Source organism: Marinomonas shanghaiensis (assembly GCF_003259175.1).
GTDB classification, from domain to species: Bacteria; Pseudomonadota; Gammaproteobacteria; order Pseudomonadales; family Marinomonadaceae; genus Marinomonas; species Marinomonas shanghaiensis.
Map to the genome: position 1 here is coordinate 162802 of NZ_QGOK01000011.1, position 18042 is coordinate 180843.

At 45.2% G+C, this 18042-nt stretch carries 8 protein-coding genes; 1 reads left to right on the plus strand and 7 read right to left on the minus strand.

What is annotated here, in order from left to right; genetic code table 11:
- The 7 genes from DKT73_RS10395 to DKT73_RS10425 all read right to left on the minus strand — a co-directional run bounded on the left by DKT73_RS10395 (position 1) and on the right by DKT73_RS10425 (position 16325).
- Positions 1-1530, minus strand: coding sequence for a hypothetical protein (locus tag DKT73_RS10395; RefSeq protein ID WP_111638478.1), 1530 nt, complete (start codon positions 1528-1530; stop codon positions 1-3).
- Between the two features lie 21 nt (positions 1531-1551).
- Positions 1552-11040, minus strand: a complete 9489-nt coding sequence (locus DKT73_RS10400; protein WP_111638479.1) for a DUF6603 domain-containing protein — start codon at positions 11038-11040, stop codon at positions 1552-1554.
- A gap of 5 nt (positions 11041-11045) precedes the next feature.
- A complete protein-coding gene (locus DKT73_RS10405) occupies positions 11046-12608 on the minus strand; it encodes a lipase family protein (protein WP_111638480.1) in 1563 nt (520 codons plus the stop codon).
- Position 12609: 1 nt separating this feature from the next.
- Positions 12610-13851, minus strand: a complete 1242-nt coding sequence (locus DKT73_RS20400; protein WP_157959172.1) for a hypothetical protein — start codon at positions 13849-13851, stop codon at positions 12610-12612.
- A 128-nt stretch (positions 13852-13979) separates the two neighbouring features.
- Complete coding sequence (locus DKT73_RS20405; protein ID WP_157959173.1) at positions 13980-14597, minus strand: hypothetical protein; 618 nt, start codon at positions 14595-14597, stop codon at positions 13980-13982.
- Positions 14598-14652: 55 nt separating this feature from the next.
- A complete protein-coding gene (locus DKT73_RS10420; RefSeq protein WP_111638483.1) occupies positions 14653-15300 on the minus strand; it encodes a hypothetical protein in 648 nt (215 codons plus the stop codon).
- Between the two features lie 332 nt (positions 15301-15632).
- Positions 15633-16325 carry a TIGR02466 family protein gene (locus tag DKT73_RS10425; protein WP_111638484.1) on the minus strand — a complete coding sequence of 231 codons (693 nt, stop codon included), beginning with the start codon at positions 16323-16325 and terminating at the stop codon, positions 15633-15635.
- A gap of 151 nt (positions 16326-16476) precedes the next feature.
- Between DKT73_RS10425 and DKT73_RS10430 the strand changes: the two genes are divergently transcribed.
- Positions 16477-17841, plus strand: coding sequence for a 2OG-Fe(II) oxygenase (locus DKT73_RS10430; RefSeq protein ID WP_111638485.1), 1365 nt, complete (start codon positions 16477-16479; stop codon positions 17839-17841).
- Positions 17842-18042: the final 201 nt, after the last annotated feature.

Sequence of the window (18042 nt, forward strand, 5' to 3'; positions counted from 1 at the left end):
TTAGCTCCTGTCTTCATTTTGTTGTTTGGCGAGTGCCACCAGAGGGTCAGAGCTTTCTTTACGGTTTGATTCGCTAACCGTATTAGCTTTTAGTTTTCCTGTGGATTTTATCGGTTTACGCACATTTACTTTCGGGAAAATGGTGGTCTCAGGATGTGCAACAAAATGCATAAAATGATGAAGTTGAGTGACGACGTTATCGTTTGTGCCGTTTAATTCAGCAGGTTTCGAAACGACGTTCAAAGCAGGTACTAGTTTGGATTTAATACTTGTTTGTTCTGCAGTAGATTGCATTTTTCCGAGATACGTTCGACGCCAACTAGATAAAGATTGCGAAAAAGCGCCATCGGACAGTGCTAGAAGCCTGCCTACCTGCCATGCTGCTGCATAGGATAAATCGAATATCCCGGTTTTGGGGTCGTACTGTATGGCGTGATCTGAATAATGATAAGGCGCATAATCAGTGACTTGTTTGGTCGGCGCGGGAACACATGGGCCCCTATACCAAGAGGTACTTTGTTCACCGATTCGCAAGTCATTATTGAGTGCTACATAACCAATTTCTACCGCCTCTTTAGCGGTTTCATTGATCGTATCGTTAGTATCCCCCGGTGCTTGTAACAGCTTGACACCACCTTTGCTTGCGACATCTATCATTAGCTGTCGAAAGCTTCCGTGCATTTTTTCTGCTGTAAATTCCCAACCACCCAAAACGACGACTCGAATAGATTGATCGGCATTGGCTGATTTAGGTGGCGTGTAAGTGGGTAAATGATCTTGATGACCTTCTAAGGAAATCAGAAAAGCAGTGCATTTTCCTCCTGCTGCAGGAGGCACTCGATTACTGACCACCACAGAAAATAAACCATCAACATCCATGCCTAACATGATTTTGTTATCAGTATCTACTTCTCTTGCATGAGATAGCAGCGGAAGTTCTTCTAGAGTAGGGGCTATGTCCAAGAAGAATTGATATTTCATCTCCATAATTTGTGCTGAGGTGTCTGGTCCATTTGCGATGTCTGCATGACTAATGGCAGGAACAATGACATTGGTTTTGGCCGCGATCACATCCTCTGCTGGCACTGTGGTTGGACCAACCCACTTTCCGCTTGTTGTGTCATAACGACCTATATTAGGTGTTTCGCCCTGCATGTCACTTTCATAAGCCAAAAGAATGGTCATCCAAGGAGGCGAGGTGTCGGTCTGAGCCGCGCCAGGTGTCAGTGTTCGAGCCCAAGGAAGAGCAAAGCGGTTAAACACAATAAAGGGCATTTGTTTATAAAAATTCCCCGTTTGACCTTTTGGTGGGTAAACGGAATGAATGCTGGACGGGTCTATCGTAAATTGTGGTGCGGTAACAAAAAAGCTTTGGTTCGAGATGTAAGGATCAACACCTCCTTGTTCAAGATTATTAATCTGTTGTGTTCCTTTCACCGTATAGCTTCCAGATGCGAGTGGTGGGTGCACGGCGCTAAGAAACCGAATATTGCCTGGGCTTACGGAGCTATTCGATGTTTTAATGGTCATATCGATATCCTTTTCTGGCGTTTAATTGACGACACATTTTGTTAATGACACCTCGGATTGCATAATATGAGGTGCTTTAGGATTGATGGCGGAACTCATAAGTAGACTGTTCGAATGGCTTGTTTTTAATGTAGAAACTGGATCAAATACGCTGGCTTGCATGCCTATTACCTCGGCTTGATTATTAAGAGGGCGAACCACAACTTCTGTATAGAGTGAGACTTCCGTCAGCTTATAAATCAGTACGGTATGGTTATTGACTGTTTCAGAGTACACGGACTCTATTGTGACCGAAGTACCCTGATTAGGTTGAATATCATGATTGATTGACACGACTATTTGGTCCTGAGGATCCGAAACGATGTCATTAAGCGTCACAGCAATGTATTGAATCTGATCGCTGAAAATGGTTTTAATCCATCCTGAATGTTCCGTATTATCAGGAGACAGGTACTTGTTCTGCTTTAGTAACCTATTAACACTGACTAAACCACGAGTGATATTTTTCCCTCTGATTTTTAGACGGCTTCCATTTTGAGTCTGGACGGCGATATTAGACCCAAGATAGAGCCCACCGCTTATTTTCCCTAATATGGTATTCGCATCCCAACCGACTAGCGTGTTAGTACTTTGGTTGGCTGCGACGCCTTCAACAGCGATTGATGCTACATCATTGTTTAAAGTTATGGTGGCGCCGCCTTTGGTGATGGCGTCGCTGACTAGGTTGCCGTACTTGTCCATACAGACAACTCTGATGTCAACCGAGCCATCATTGGATAGTTCATACGGTTCATCATTTTTTAATGCCCATAGCATCATTGTTCCTTCGTGAATGCTCTGCACCGCACCTCTGTTGCTATGTTGTGCCAATGTGCTGTCTTGAGGGTCAACCCAACAATGCTGAATGCATTGTTGGGAAACATGGCTATCAGAACCCATTTTGTGGTACTGGCGTCGAATGGCCAGTAGCTTCGGCTTGGCTGACGCTGTCATTTTGGTAGCAGACGTATTTTTGATTTCTGAAAGCATTATGGTATTGGTGCTAGTGACGCCTCCATTCTGATACAAGCCTATTGGCGCTAGTACAGGAGGCGCTTGCATAACCAAAGCCGCAGACGTTGCCATAACGGAAAGATTCGGATTTGCTGGCGCTTGCATGCCTAGCAAACGTAATGATTCGAAGACCGCATTTCTTGAAGCAATCACGTCGCTATTCATAATGCTGGCTTGCAATATCTCCAGCGCCTGATCTTGCATTGTTTTGTCGTAGGGTGTGGACGCTGTGTATTGTGGTGTTAAGTAATAGGGAAGAATGCCGTCCGCGCGGTCATATTTAAGATTATTAATCGCAAATTCAGCAATAGCCTGAATCTGGATATAATCGTCAGCGATTAACTGTATGCCAACAAGAACATCGGAAATAATCATCTCTGATGCATTGGGTGCGTATTGTTTTTCGAGCGGTTTACGGGACCATAGAGCCGCTGGAACCCCATTGTTTATCGGTGCAATACTAAGATTGTGTGCCTTTAGGTCAATGGGTGTGTCATCGCCTTCTCGGGTAATGGTAATGCTTAATGGCGCATCTAACGGTGTGGTTTTCCCCATGGGTCTCACGCCAATTTCCGTACTGCCTATGGTGTCTTGGAAACCAGTTACCGTTAGTTTGCTAACAGGAATAGCACTCGAAATATTAAAGCTAAATGGCACATTGCGGATTTTCCATAAGCCTGTTTCCGCTCCAGCCTCTGAGCCTGGACCTTGCAGCAATCCATTTTCAACCGTAATTTTGATAACCTGTTGCGTCTTGTCGCTAGCAGCATCGGTTAACGTCATAGAGGTGAATGAGCTATTCGCTCCTTGAATGTTTGTCTGGGTTCCGTTATCTGTACTACTAGGCAACAATTTATCAGCGAAAGCTTGCCAGTCTAGGTTATTGTTGCTGGTGGCATTTGTTTCATCACCAATTGGAATGGTAAACGAAATAATGTACCAAGATACTTTTGCATGGCCGTGAGTAGGTGGGCCACTGAGGTAAAGTGCTGCGCCAAGTTCTGCGCTGATCGTGATGGAAACCCCCGCGATTTCGGTATGGAAAGCCGCACCGATGCTGACACTGATTTCAACGTCAAAGTAGAAGGGTTGCCATTCAATTAAAAAGTTGGCTTGTGCCATTAACCATGCGCGAAGAGGGCCAGCGGTGAAGACAACATTTAACGTGCCGCCAGCCATAATGGCGGTAGGCACGATGGCGAAGTAAGCGCCACCATTTATGTCGACTCGACCAATATCACCGACATCTAACAACCATTGGAAGCCGAGTCTAGGCACAACAGGATAGTAGCTTGGGACAACAAACGCAGGGTGATAACCACCAAGACTGATGACAAAATCCCCCGCAGAAATAGGCGTGCCATCTTCGGCTTGAATGTTCTTCATCCAAAGATAGAAGGCAAATCCGCCGGTTAATTTACAATCTTTCGCAATGATGTATGAGTTGGGGGTTAATTGAGCTTCTGCCGATACAACGCCTTGCTCTGGGTTAATACTCACCTTGATTGCAAGCTCAACATAGGCAAGCGCGAGCGATTTAGGTACTTCTGGTGGCAATAAAGCAGAGGAAAGTGCCAGTAAGTCGATTTCAAACACTCGACCAAATTTCAGTATCATAAGCGCTTGAGAGTTGAGTAACTTATAGGTTGTGAAGCTCAACCCAGCGGCTAGCCAGTAGTCGCCAACGCATGGCGCTATGACATTGTTGAGTACTTCTAAAGCACTTTCCGGATTCTGTCCCTCACTAAATGAGCCATCGTTGACGCCAGAAACCAAGGGGAAATTCTGTACTTCACCGACGGAAGGAATGTCCAAGGAGCGGTTGTAGCCAAATCCAGCTGCCAAACCGGTTACAAAGAAGGCTGGAATACCACCCAGTGGGGCATTTAAGGCACCAAATATGAATAGGGAAGGGGATGTCTTTCCTGTCTTTCCATCGGTGAGCAAGGTGTAGGAGCCCATTGCGGAAATAGAGAAAGAGGCAGCCTTGACCAAGGCAGCACCTGTGTACATGAGTTGTGGCGTTGTGGTCTTTAACAGCCCACCGCTGATTTCAACCGATCCACCGTTAAAGGTGACATCTAGGCCTTGTAAATCCAGTTTGTAAGACGATAAATCCGCCAATGTTTTGACTGGAATACCAACCGTCAATCCGGTCATGTCGGCTTTGAGGCCCGCCAGCGAGACATTGCCTGTAAAAAGGATATCCAGCAAGTAGTCTGCTTGCTCCCATCCCAGACCGACGGAACCGATAAAGAGTGGTCCAAAAGTTCTGTCTACTTTAACGACAACCGCATTTTCTCCAGCGTCACTACCAACCAGACTGACGTATAGACCGCCATTATCGTTTTGATCCTGAATATAGCCCGTGCTTAGGCTAAAACTAGGGTTGGCTGGTGGGTTTTGTGTGTTGTCTGAGGTGCCCGAGCCAAGTAAGTTTTGTGCGACAGGATTGCCTCCTCCAGCTTCAGTTAGTGTATTCGGTGCCAAGCTAAGCATCATGTCTTTTAACGATAGCTCACCACCGTAGGCGGTCACCTTATTGTCTTTACCTAGGTCAAAGGCAATAAGTCCTCTTGGTGAGACCGATCCTAATTGAAAACGGGAAAGCGATACGAGTGGTGCGCTGGATTTGCCGATGAAATCAAGTCCCGTATTGACCAAATTTAATTCGACGTGATCAAAATCGGGCTTGATGTCTGCGCCGCTGCCTGTCACTGGTATATAAACAGAAAGTCCTTTTGCGTTTGCCAGTGCGCCAAGGTCGCCGTTGGCCTGTTTAATCCATTTTGTATCCTCTGCACCGAGTTGAAGTCGGATATAGGGCAGGCTGCTAAACGCCATATCAGCCACTTGTATACGTGCACCAAATGCGTCAGGGTTGGTAGGACTTGGGCCAACCGTGATTTCACCTTTACCGCCATTAAAAGTGATGACGGTAATTTGCGTGCTAAGCATGGCTTTGATCAAGTTACCTATGAAGGCGGAAACGGTGATGCTTTCTAGAGTGTCCAGACTAGATAAAATATATGTCTGATCAGGGGCTTCTCCTTTGACCTGTATTAACTCAGTTTGAGCCAAAATACTGGCAGGAGTCGGTTCGGGTGAAGGGTTAAACAGAGGTTGTTCCAGCCATTTTTTGACTGTGTCTTGGTTAAGTAGAACCACAGAAATATAACGAGGCAGAACCTTGGTAACCACCTGTACAACCCACGATTCTATTCGCGCGGAAAGGTCATTACTTTGTCCGTCTGTTTTCGGGAAAAACTCTGGGAACAACTCTCGATAAAGGCTCGATTTTAGGCTGAGATCCGAGCAATCGCCAAGGGGATCCAACCCCATTACAAGTTGGCCTGATTCGAATTCAAGGGTAATTTGAGGGCCTACATCGCCATCCACAGGTAAGGTCAATGCGATACCAAAACTAAATTCTGGATCAAATCTTCCTGTTAACGGTATGCCGATCCCCGTTGGTGAAATGGCCGTTTTGATGGGCAAATTATCTGGCAATTCGAGAGCGGCCCATAGGCCTAGAAGGTTATTTGAGTTTGCTCCCAGCTCAATGGTGACAGGGATTTTGTCACTGGGCTTATATTTAACCAGACCTTCACTACTGGAAATGGCATTTTTTATTGGCGTAATTTCTGAGAACAAGAGGACGAGCGCGTTAGCCGTGGCGTCTTTATTTGTGCTGTCAAAGCGTTGTAGCAACCAGTTTAACGCCTGTTGTTCAATGTTTTCCGCCGTGAATGGTGACGCCTGTACTAGGTTGTCGATTAATCCCGCTAAATTTAGGTCTGTACCAAACTGTTGCAATTTTTCCGCGAATGCTTTTGTGGCGTCTTTTTGCTTGAGACCATCAAGTACTTTAGGCACCACCATTTTGACAACGGTGGGCGCGAGCATTTTAGTGGCTTGTTCAGCAAGGTTTCCCCAACCCAAAAATGGCAGGATATCCAATTGTAAACCGGACGGAGAATCAACAGCGCCTTGACCGATAGCTAGGGTAAACACATTTTTGTCAAAGCCTGTGTTAACGAACCAGCCGTCAGCCATAGATGTACTGACGATAGTATTTCCCACTATGGCGGGTTGGAAGTTCGCATTAAGCGTTAAACCAGCAGATAGCGTATTTAATGTCGCCGTTTCTCCTGCAATAGAGAAGCCACCAGTGGAAGCCTGTATCAGAACCAGATCGTTATTGTCATTGATACTGAAACTCAACGAAAAGTGATAAGGCAGACCCGAAACCGTTAAAGCCGTGTTGCTAGGCGTAACACAGATGTTATTTGTCGATTGCCAACCGTCAGGAGCGGCGCTGGTTAAACGTGTGAGAATCTTGCCAAACGAAGGAATACTGAATTGCCCATTGGTCCCCAAAACGGAGTCGGATAATAACCAACCTAGAGGGTCGCGTAGTAATCCTGCTAAGGCAGGTACGCGGTAATGTCCGGGGTCTGTTTCGACCACCATGCCAAGGCCTTGCAAGACAATTCTGGGCAGAGGGTATTGATTTACTAACTCAGACTCTATGACTGCGCCTGTTAATACATCGAGAGCATAGACGGGAGCCAGCTGTGTGACCTGATTAACAAACTGATCTGCGTCGAATGGATACACTGTTAAGGGAATAGCGGATGGTAGACTTCTATCTCCCCATACTAAATCACAAGCAAAGTTTGCTGCTGGCGCATTTGCAGTGAAGAAAACTTGTAATGCGGTGTCGAGTGACACCGAGACAGGGATCATATCCAGACAAATGTCAGTGGTTAAAGACAAGTTTGGTATATCGAAACTTATTGATCCGTTTATGCCTATTACGTCACCAAGGATAAAAGCATTAGGCAAGGTGCGGACCTGAATACTGGCTCCTTGAACCAATGACATTTCGAAACAAGGTGATGCTTCTGGGAATTGAATACTGGTCTTTCCGGCTAGTGCAGCAACCAGTGTTTGCAGCTTCGCTGTATCCTTGGCTAATAGTTGGGCCTGTTGTTTAACCGTCGATATGGGGTTATTGAAAAACGGTAGAAGAATCGTTGGATTTAACGGATAACCTTCTAACTCATCACCAATAAAGTCCAGAGCTTGGAACAAAGCAAGCACTGGCGTTGGTGGTGTTGTAATTGAGATGCCCAATGCTTTTTGGAGAAGATCATACAGTTGGGAACGTAAATCGGGATTCACCAATAAGTTAAGAAGACGTGTTTTTGAAAATTCCGTTGGGTTCGCAAATAAGGCTGTCCAGCCTGTTGGATTGATACCATAGAGAGAATCCGCATTTGGTCTTGGGACCGCCATACCAAGAGAAACTAAAAGATTGTACGCTGTTTGGAAAGATGCATTATCAACGGCCGAGCCAGCAAGTGTCGTTATCCCTGCGTTGAGTAGTGTTAAAAAAGATTGTTGGAGTTGAGCGTTGTATTCTTCAAACTCGTCCAGTGTGACGAGCGCTTGAAGCGCCTCGTCAGGAAATTGGACATTCATTAAACTTACAATAGGTGTGACTTGAACCTGATTGTTGGAAAAATCACAACTCAGTCCAATGTCAAACGCGCCCAGCTGAACCCCGTGCTGATTTGGAATCAAGTCACCATTCTTGCTATAGACTCTCATTACCAGCGAGGCTGATGGTGTCTCGGCATCCAAAATCACACTGCCATTGGCCATATCAAAAGCAACGGCATTAACCCGACTGGTAATGGCGACTGAAATGTCGTTGTTATAATCAATGTCTAGGCATTTACCTAGGCCTATTCCTAGTGTTTTCTGTTGTGCGACAAACCAATTGAGCAATATCAGCCCCGTTTCACCAATCGGAACTTGGAGCGGTGAGTCAAAGGTCATGTCCCCCTTGATATTGGGTGCTGAATTCAAACTGGGTGTAAGCGCCCAACTGAGTAAAGACATAGTTTGGGAGCCTGTTGCTTGATCTGCATACAGTTCGCAAACACGGTCTCTCAAAGCTTGTCTTGGATCGGTGAACAGATCCGTCAGCTGCAAGGGCGCCAGTGTTGGCCAATGTAACCCTGATGGATAATTGGGTGCTGATGAAACATCCGGTAAAAGACCAGCAAGGGCGGTAAAGGCTAATCCGGGTCGTGTATTGGTATTAATCAAAGCGGCACCCATTAGTCCGGTAAGCATAGGTGCGAATGTATCTGCAGCGGTGGTGACCAGATCATCAAGGCTAGATTTATCACTGAAATTAATATCTTGTCCTAACTCGATTGGCTGGTCATTACCAATTGTCAAAGTAGGTTTGCCTGCCAGCAGAGACCAACTCCATCCGTTTGCCCGAGCCCAACAGGCTGACAGTTTCGCGTTTGTGACTGAAAAGGAAGCATCCGCAATACTTGGCGAGGTATAACCGTCTGGAAGCGAAATCTCAGCATAGGCTTTTGGTAGCCAAACGCCATTCACCTTTGAGTCAGCAAAATTCATGTCTAGAATCTGCAAAACAATAGAAGGATTAACATTGAGATCCGCAACATTGACTTTAGGCGTTAAAGAGACGGCTAGAGACAGTGTTTGTACGTTTCCGCTTTCTGGTGTTTTCCAGATCAATAAATGAGCGGGTAGGGTTGCGTCACCAGTGTCTAGGGACACTGTCCATGGATTGTTTTCAGCACCTTCGCCTGTGACAGAGATGGTTTGCGACGAAGTGGCTGCCGTGAGTAGTCCAGCTAACGCTTGTAATATAAAAGTGAAAGGTGCCGAGTTGTTGACCGTTGTTGAAGAATTGGCGATGTTTTGATAATAATTTCCCATTGCTGCAACGGGGTTCGCCAAACTATTGACGATCTCTGTGCTAGATAAAGGCGGTGCAAGATTTTCAGGCCAACCAGACTCAATAGGGGGGAGAATACCAAGCAGTCTGGCGGCATTATCACTGGCTTCATTGCCATTGTTTAAGTTCAGCAGTGTGGTTAACGATTGCGTTAAAACACTGCCCAGCGTCGCTGAAGCTGCATTCGAAAAAGAGGAAGGTGATAATAAATCGACGGTTCCCAAATCGTTATCTGGAATGCTAACTCCCGTAAGTTGCAAAGAGGGAACGACCTTGATGGTCCCTCCTGCCCACGCAAGCGCTAAGCCACCCTTTAACATATCGCAACGATAGCCTTCGTAACTGGCCAGTGGACCAGATGCATTTTGCAGACTGATGCTAATATCGAATTGTAAGTTAGAGGGTACGAAGTTTGTGCGACCAGCGCTGAGCATAAAGGTCGCAAGTTCCAAATCTGCTGCTACACATAGACTAATATCATCGTCAAAGGCATAAGGTGTGGCGTTAAATGATATTCCTGGATACACAATACGCGTTCCATCAGAATTCACATTTGAGCCAATACAAAATGATAACGCGCCAATATTATCGATTGATACGATAGGCGCTTTTAGTGGATCTTCCCGTGTACCGCTGCCGCTTATGTTAGCGGTAAGGTTTCCTGTAAACCCAACGACGGCGGTTAACCACGCTTTCAACAGCTCTGTGTTAGCGGTAAGTTCCCTAAACCAGTTTCTAAAAGGTGCTGAGACATCACCAGCTTGCTCGGATGAAAATAAAGTATCCCAGCGAAGAATAGGCAGATCAGGTAAATCAGGGTGATTTGGGATAGTGCTAGAAAGACCAAAAATGGGTAGTAAATACTGTAATGGTCCTTCTTCTTCGGCGCCTAGTATTTCCGTTAAGGCGGTAACAAAAAGGCTAGCGGCGGTCTGAATGATTTCTGAACCACTAATGGCCGCTAAATCAGCAAGAGAGCGATTACTAGCAACTTTTTCTCCCGGTAGTTTTAAAGAAAGTACATCAATGGACAGCTGGAAAGGATCATCCGAGTTTGCAATATCTAAAGCAGCACTAATTTTGGCACCATTGAAAGACAGATCTCCTGCTTTTATCAGCGGAATACCTTTATCCATAGTGGCCCCAGCACCCGTTAATCCGACCGTAATAGGGTAACCCTTTTCACCTAAAACAGCCGATAAGTTGCCATTTCCGAGCTGTAAAAGAGGGATTAACCCATATCCGCTAATGTCGATCGTTTGCTCGTCAGCCGTTAACTCCCACCCGTGCATGACACCTATGCTGAAAGTATAGATTCCTTTCTCGAGGTCATCTTCCATTGTGACAAGGTAAAGGCCTGTTGGCTTCCCTGATTCTGGGTTAGGTATGGCGTGCCAATTACCTAGTAATCCAGGTGTTTTTGTAGGTATGCCTAATGCATGACCAGAAACCTCACCTAGCAAGGTTGCTAGTAACTCTGCAAACGCTTGAGGGTTCTGTTTAATACCATCAGAACTCTTTTCAATCGGGTTTTCAAACCAGTCACCCTGAAGAAGTAACTCATCTGGGTCACCTTGGCTGGCTTTTAATAGTCCCACCATTTCAGCTAACTGAGTGAGGGCAGGGTCTAACCCCGAGATGCTAATGAAATTAGAGTTCGTGGACATGATGCCTACTCCTTAGGATCAAGCAGATTGGAATATGACTTAATGGAATGGTATGGATAACAGTCATTTACTGGAATGCCGGTGACGCTAACTTGCGTATCAAGGCTCGCATAGCCAATCAGCACGTTTGAGAGTTTGGCAAAAGGGTCGATGGAACGGTTTACTTGAAAGCATGTCTGGCTAAAAGTATTTGCCATTAAGTTTTTGAGATCAGGGCCTCCGGTTGGTGTTGCACCAAAGGTATAAACTGATGTAATTGATAGTGAGTTGGAGCTTTCAAAATCCAATGCTGCTAGGTTAGCAACCGCTCCGCCTATGTCATGACCCGTAAAGTAGATATTGGTGCGATCACCAAGTGCTGCTTGAATTTCGCTAAGCAGCTTTTCTTTAAAGGTAGTCGAGTCACCTGTATCACTCGGTCCATAAAATAGATTGGCGGTGCCAGTGTGAACACTGACATTGGTACCACTTATGGTGAGGGTTTTGGTTTGGGAGTTGGATACGTAGTCTGCAAATTCTTGCCAAGTACAGGCACCACGAAAGGCAACCGCTAAACTATCCACACTGGTATAAATAGTGGCAAAGTTTACACCATTTGCAGTAATGCTTTTTCCAACACTATAGGGTGAGATGTTCATGGTTTGCGCATTCGGATGTTGAAAGCGCTGATAACTCACGGCGCATAAATTGGCAAATTGAAAAGCAAGCTGACGACTAAAGCCTGGAACTTGCTCAACGGCACCTGATTGAGAAGGTGGTGGATTTGGGACGCCATTCATGGCTTTTAGATAGAAGTCTGCAGAGCGTTCTATCCAAGGTACGTCAAACTCTGGCAATGAAGAAGAGAGCTCGATTAATTCGCCAAGTTCGCTATTTAATTCACTGTTATTATTGAGCGGAAAGAAGTCAATTTTGTTGTCTTCCGTTCCCGCTATTATGGCGTAGCTATTTGGCACCTCGTTTTTTAGATAAGCGGCAAACGCTGAATTGGCAATGGCACCTGTTGAAAAGGCATAGCTTTCTACGTTACCTGGCGCGCTCTGTTGAGTGGGACCTTTGTTGCCAGATCTTAGATCCAGCGCCGCCATTTGCGCCAAAGGGCCAGATAAACTCACCCCTGTGACTCTTAGTTTTTTACCAGAAAGAAACTTGAGACTGTCCCACAACGACGCCCGTACTGCATTATACATGGCGTTATAGGTCAAAGAGATCAAGGAGCCAGAAGGTGCGCCTGTCCATGAAGAAGCAGGCGTGCCTTGTATTGAACCATTCATGTAATATTGCATCCAGCTTGACCAGTCGATACCCAACGCCAAGACGGCGGATGTGCTGGTATCGTTCCCCACGCGACCGGACGCTAAAAAGCCTTTAACACCAGGATACTGAAATGGCTGCGGGGCACAGTTTACAATGGCTAATTTATTCCAACCCGGTGGCAGGAATACATTAGTCAGGTCACTTGAGGTCATTGCCAATTGCGCCAGTGGTAGTAAATCAACCGCGATGGCAGAATCAAAAACTGAATCACTGTCGTCTGAAGTACGGTATCTATCGTTTAAAGGAGACATATTAATTACCCGTTAGTTGGTCAGTATTAACGGTTAACCCCAGCATAGGGGAGAGAGAAATATCACCAGTTGATATTGTCTCTGTGATGAGAAGAACTAGATTCGGTCCATCTTCCGACGTCGTGATTGTTAGCCCACCTACTGGAATCTCAACGTTCTTAATGGCAAAAATAGCGATCTGTTTTTGAGCCATAGTATCGTCCAATAGGGGTTTAACCGCGGCCACTTTTTGTGTATCTCCCAGTAAATAACTCATCGTTGGAGCGAGCAATTGGTGGAACTCACTTCGGTCGAGATCTTTTTTAGACTTAGTCGATAACTCTTGTAAGCACGAGTGATCATACATATGAGTAATATTGACAGATTTGGAGCCAATCATTTCACGCATTGAATCCATATCACCTGCAATCGTTAGAAAGGGCACAATGCCTGATGTGGCTGAGGCATCTAAGGTGGTGGCGCCATTTAATCCGGTGTACTGATTTGATGCAGGAACAGCATATTGACTAACGAGTTGAGCGTAAGAATCGATCTCAGCTGCAGCGACACTTTGTTGTCCATTGCTGCCTACTTGGCCTGGGCTACCGCCACCGCCGTTGAGTCCATTTTGTCCAGGCGTTCCTGCATTACCTGTTTTACTTCCATTTGTGCCCGCTGCACCACCAAGTCCTCCTTGCCCACCTTGACCGCTAGCACCACCAGCACCACCTGCTCCGCCTAAGGTATTCACTGACACATTAAGAGGTAAACTATTACCGGTTTGATATTGAACGAGTGCAACGCCGCCGTTACCACCAGCACCACCGTTTCCGCCTGTGCCACCATTATTGCCGTTACCGCCATTACCGCCATTTGTCGGTGTTTCACTTTTGCATGCTGAGCCGCTGGTTGTACCACCTGCACCGCCGTTGCCACCCGCGCCGCCAGTGCCGCCAGTGCCGCCAGCTCCGCCATTACCCCCCGCTAACTCAATATTGACGGTAAGGTTTTGGCTGTAGCTTTTGGCTCGAAATGTCACCATTTTTGCACTGGTGCCAGCTTCGCCATTTTGCGCTTCTCCGCCTTTACCGCCTGGAGCCCCTTCACCGCCTTTTGTGGCGGGTACACAACTGCTACCACTGCAGCTACTTTTTGAAGAGCTGTCATGGCCGTTTTCACCTGTCGCGCCTACAGAGCCAGTCGCTCCAGGTTTGCCATCGACACCATTTATTCCATTCGCGATTATGTTTAACTGATTGCTCATACTTGTTCCCTCTGTAAGTAGTAGCAAGCACGTACCTCTCGTACATCAGAACGACAATGTGATGCGTGCTTGTTATTACAAAATGTATGTTTAATGGTTGATTTGATACGCCAAATCAACGTGTTCAATTAAGCGGTGGTCACATACACCTTGCCGACGGTGCCATTTTTACCATTGGTTCCAACGGAACCGCTGCCGTTATTTCCTGTACCCTGACCGGGAGCGCCGCCAGCGCCACCTGTTCCAGCAAGACCTGTCGAGTAAGTTATGCTTACTTGCGCATTGTTTGAGGCCGTCACATATAAATCTGCCGAGTTGCCGCCATTGCCGCCTGTGCCACCATTGCCGCCAGCACCACCGACACCCTGAACACCATTACTTGCAGGGGTGCATAAGTCTGTGCAATTGCCTGCTTTGCCGCCTTGACCGCCATTACCACCAGCACCACCAGCACCACCAGTACCGCCATTGCCTGCTCCGTATAAAATAGTAACTTCACCCGTAACATTGCCCAATGACACTGATCCACCGCCATAATTTAGGCCATTTGTACCGTCGCCACCTTTTCCCCCAATCCCGCCAGTTCCACCTTGAGAACCATTGGTAGGTTGTTGTGTGCACTTTGCGCCTTTACCTCCCGACTGAGTACTTGTGTTGCCATCTGAACCAGGTCCGCCAGTGCTACCCACACCACCTGGTTGTCCGTTAGAGCCATTGTCTGCGCCAAATCTGAAAGTTGTAGTCATGATCTTGTCCCTTTGAAAAGTAAAAAATGGTTATGAGTTAAAACAGTTGCTCATGCTATTTTTGGGTAAAGACTTGAGAGGTCCATTGTGTGGAGCCACCAATAATCTGGATCTCACCACCTTGTTCTACAGTGACAGTGCCAAAATTCACCACAATTGGTTTGTTATCTTCGCTTTTTAGTATTAAGGGGTTACCCGGAGAGACAGTGACATTTTCTGCCGCAAAAACTGGAATCGTCATTGGTTTAGGGAAGCTGACTTTGTTGATGGCGTCTTCGTATTTTTTTACTTTTTGGGAGTGTCCCATGACGTAGGCAAGTGTGGCGTTGGCAAGGTGATGGGCATCCTGCTTATAGTTTTCGTGTAGATTGCGTTCAAATGAACAGCCATCAGGGGAATCTTTATGCAACTTTAATAAAGTTGAGGAAGGTTCTGGTGGGTAGTTAATGTGATGATCCGACTTGGTTCCAGCATCGATTTCATCGTCTTTAACCCCAAGCTTGTCTTTGAGGTCCTTGATACTGGTCGCCATTACCCAACCAGAAGGGGCATAGTGTGATTCGTTGACATTCGACGATAATACAACGCCATTACCGGATCCTGATGTGTTGATTTCAGGAATAATGTCAGCTTGCACAATATTATGTTTTGCAAGTTCGGTTAGTTGATTTTTCTTATGTTCTGCCGTTAATGTGTTACTCATTTTTTAATCCTCTCTATTATGTTTCCATATTGTCTGCCTTGACGATTTACCCTCCCTTATAAAGCATTAAAAAGTAAATAGCGTTCGACAGGTCTTTTAAAAAAATGATCTTGTATTGCTCTTTATTTTCTAAAATTTCAGTATTGTCTTTTTATTATATTTGGACGGCTTATAGTTATACTTAAAAGTAAATAAGTAAATTACACAATGTTACACGAGTTTTTTGGAGAGATAGTGCACATGAAGAGAGACAAAAAGGCTAATATTTATCAATTACTTGAGTTGTGTTAGATGAAAATTAGCCTGATAAAAGAAGATTAAATTGAAGTGTATTACAGTTTTACCCAGCGGTCAGGTGAGGGCATCAGGAACTCTGGAGTCCCGTCGTCGGTTTGTTTTTTAGCGGTAATCACTAGGTCATACGAAATTGACACTCTTGGGTCATCGCATTTATTTGCGGTTACATCATGGGGTTGTTTGGATGGGAAAATCACAATCCGACCTTCTTTTGGTGCGTAATCAACCTGTTCAAAATTCAGTGTATTAAAGTCACAATAGGCTTCAGTCATGCTAGAACTAAGGCTTCCAGACAGTTCATTATATTTATTTACGTTAAAAAAACGTGTTGCGCCCGAGTCGGCTCCAGATCCTACAGAGACATAGTACACGACACTTAAATTAGCATTAGGGTGAGTGTGTCTGGATACGCTTTGTCCTTTTTCGGCGATGATAGGCCATGAACGCTGGGCATAAATATCAATCTTACCGAGATCCAATCCAAGCGTTTTAAGATAGTTTGTTGCGTGTTTTTTAACTTCCGTTGTGAGCCATGAAAAATCTGCGTCACTGTGTAGCTGATCTATATCATGTACATCTCCCGTCCAACTGGATTGATCGTTGGTTCTTTTTGTCACTACTTTGCTTTTAAGTGAGTAGATCTTATCTAGCATGCTGTTTTTATGATCTGCAGAATTTTCAATATCTTCATAGTATATTGCGAGTGGGAACCAAATATCGATAGCCATTTTTAATTCCTTTTTTAATCGTTGATTTAATGTTAATTTTTCACCGCTTATGTTTGTACAGTGATTAATCTATTTAATTAGGTTAAAGTGTCGAAATTATTTTTACAACTTTATTTTTATTTAAATGGAAGAGGTTGAAAGGAATACTGATATGAATGGTTTGAAGACACCCATTGCTGAATTAACCGATTTGTACTCTGAAAAAGATGATATTTATTTGCCCGATATTGAACAACATGTGCTATGGCGAAATGCGTTTTTTAAGCACTTTTCGAGTCGGGCCGCATGGCAGCAATATCGAGCTGTGATCAATGATCCGCACTTAAAGCATTGGTGCGAAAAAGAAAATGGAAATGCTCAATCGCTTATCGACTGTCGTGGCTGGAAAGTCTTTAAGGATGCAATAGATAGAGTCTATAGATACCTTATGAGCGAGAGTGTTGCGCTTGAAAGAGCCACCGTGACATTACCAGTGATTTTAAGCATCGAACAGCACGCCAAGGAAGCGTTCGCTCGCGGCAAGGCATCATTGTGTATTTACATCAGAATTGATTTCAATACAGGCGCACAAATGTGTTTGCAGTCAAAAGAGCGAATGACTGTAGAACTTGAATGCGGTTCTATGCATATTGTCAGTGGGTATCAAAGGCATCGACTTGCTGGGGAAGGAGTCGTCATCGCATTTCAAATTGATCTCCCGTCGATCTCAAGACCAGACGTGTTGAATGCAACATATGAGTCACAGAGTGGTTTAAATGACGAATGGATATTTTACGCGGCGGTTGCTCAGCCGATTGCTCGTCCTCTTGTTAGTTTTGAATGTATCAAAGAGAAAATTGATTGGCTAGAACATCGGGCGTACAAGCGTTATCGTCGTCTTGAATGCCCTGTTATAAAAAAGTATCTGTTGGAAAACGCTAACCCACAGTTCGCCACCCAAGCAGAAAAAGACGTTGTTAGGGGTTATGGCAATCAAACAGGCATAACGGAGCCGCAGCGTTTTCATCTCAAGGAACATATTCTGGTGCTGACGGAGTTTCAGTGCTTCGCATTAGTTCAGTTTATTGATGACAATATCTCTTCCGCCGTCATTGATAGTGTTGATGACTTTCCTGAATATCAGGTTGATGTGTCTCTAGAGTTGTTTGCTCAACTGGTTGGAAAGGAAACTTGTCAGACCATTCTTGACCTTCCTAAAATGCTTGATAAGTCACTTTCGCATGGACTATCGCCTCAACTTGGGTATTCGTTGTTTCTTCGCCTTTATTCAGAGGAAACAAGGCCACTGATACCTTTTCATCACGATATTTGTGATTACACCTGCGTCATTGCATTGAATGATCAAGCAGATTTTTCGGGAGGGCACTTTGTCATGTTAAACGGCGATAACCTAGAAAGAGCTGCTTGGAAGCAAGGAGAGGCCTTGCTTCATTCGGGTAATCTTATTCACGGAGTGAGCAAAATGAAGACGGGAAAACGTTACTCACTGGTTATGTTTGCCAACTACCTTGATTAAAAATGCTTGAACCTGTAAGTCGTGCCTTTAGGCCGACAAAAAACTCACCACGACACATTACGTCTTGTCGGGCTAAAGCCGCGACCTACAAAAATTGAATCACCTGTAAGTCGTGCCTTTAGGCCGACAAAAAACTCACCACGACATATTACGTCTTGTTGGGCTAAAGTCGCGACCTACAAAAATTGAATCATCTGTAAG

Bases quoted from the DNA above. Each gene is read 5' to 3' on its own strand.
- DKT73_RS10395 (WP_111638478.1), bottom strand. From the start codon at position 1,530: ATGACCATTAAAACATCGAATAGCTCCGTAAGCCCAGGCAATATTCGG.
- DKT73_RS10400 (WP_111638479.1), bottom strand. From the start codon at position 11,040: ATGTCCACGAACTCTAATTTCATTAGCATCTCGGGGTTAGACCCTGCC.
- DKT73_RS10405 (WP_111638480.1), bottom strand. From the start codon at position 12,608: ATGTCTCCTTTAAACGATAGATACCGTACTTCAGACGACAGTGATTCA.
- DKT73_RS20400 (WP_157959172.1), bottom strand. From the start codon at position 13,851: ATGAGCAATCAGTTAAACATAATCGCGAATGGAATAAATGGTGTCGAT.
- DKT73_RS20405 (WP_157959173.1), bottom strand. From the start codon at position 14,597: ATGACTACAACTTTCAGATTTGGCGCAGACAATGGCTCTAACGGACAA.
- DKT73_RS10420 (WP_111638483.1), bottom strand. From the start codon at position 15,300: ATGAGTAACACATTAACGGCAGAACATAAGAAAAATCAACTAACCGAA.
- DKT73_RS10425 (WP_111638484.1), bottom strand. From the start codon at position 16,325: ATGGCTATCGATATTTGGTTCCCACTCGCAATATACTATGAAGATATT.
- DKT73_RS10430 (WP_111638485.1), top strand. From the start codon at position 16,477: ATGAATGGTTTGAAGACACCCATTGCTGAATTAACCGATTTGTACTCT.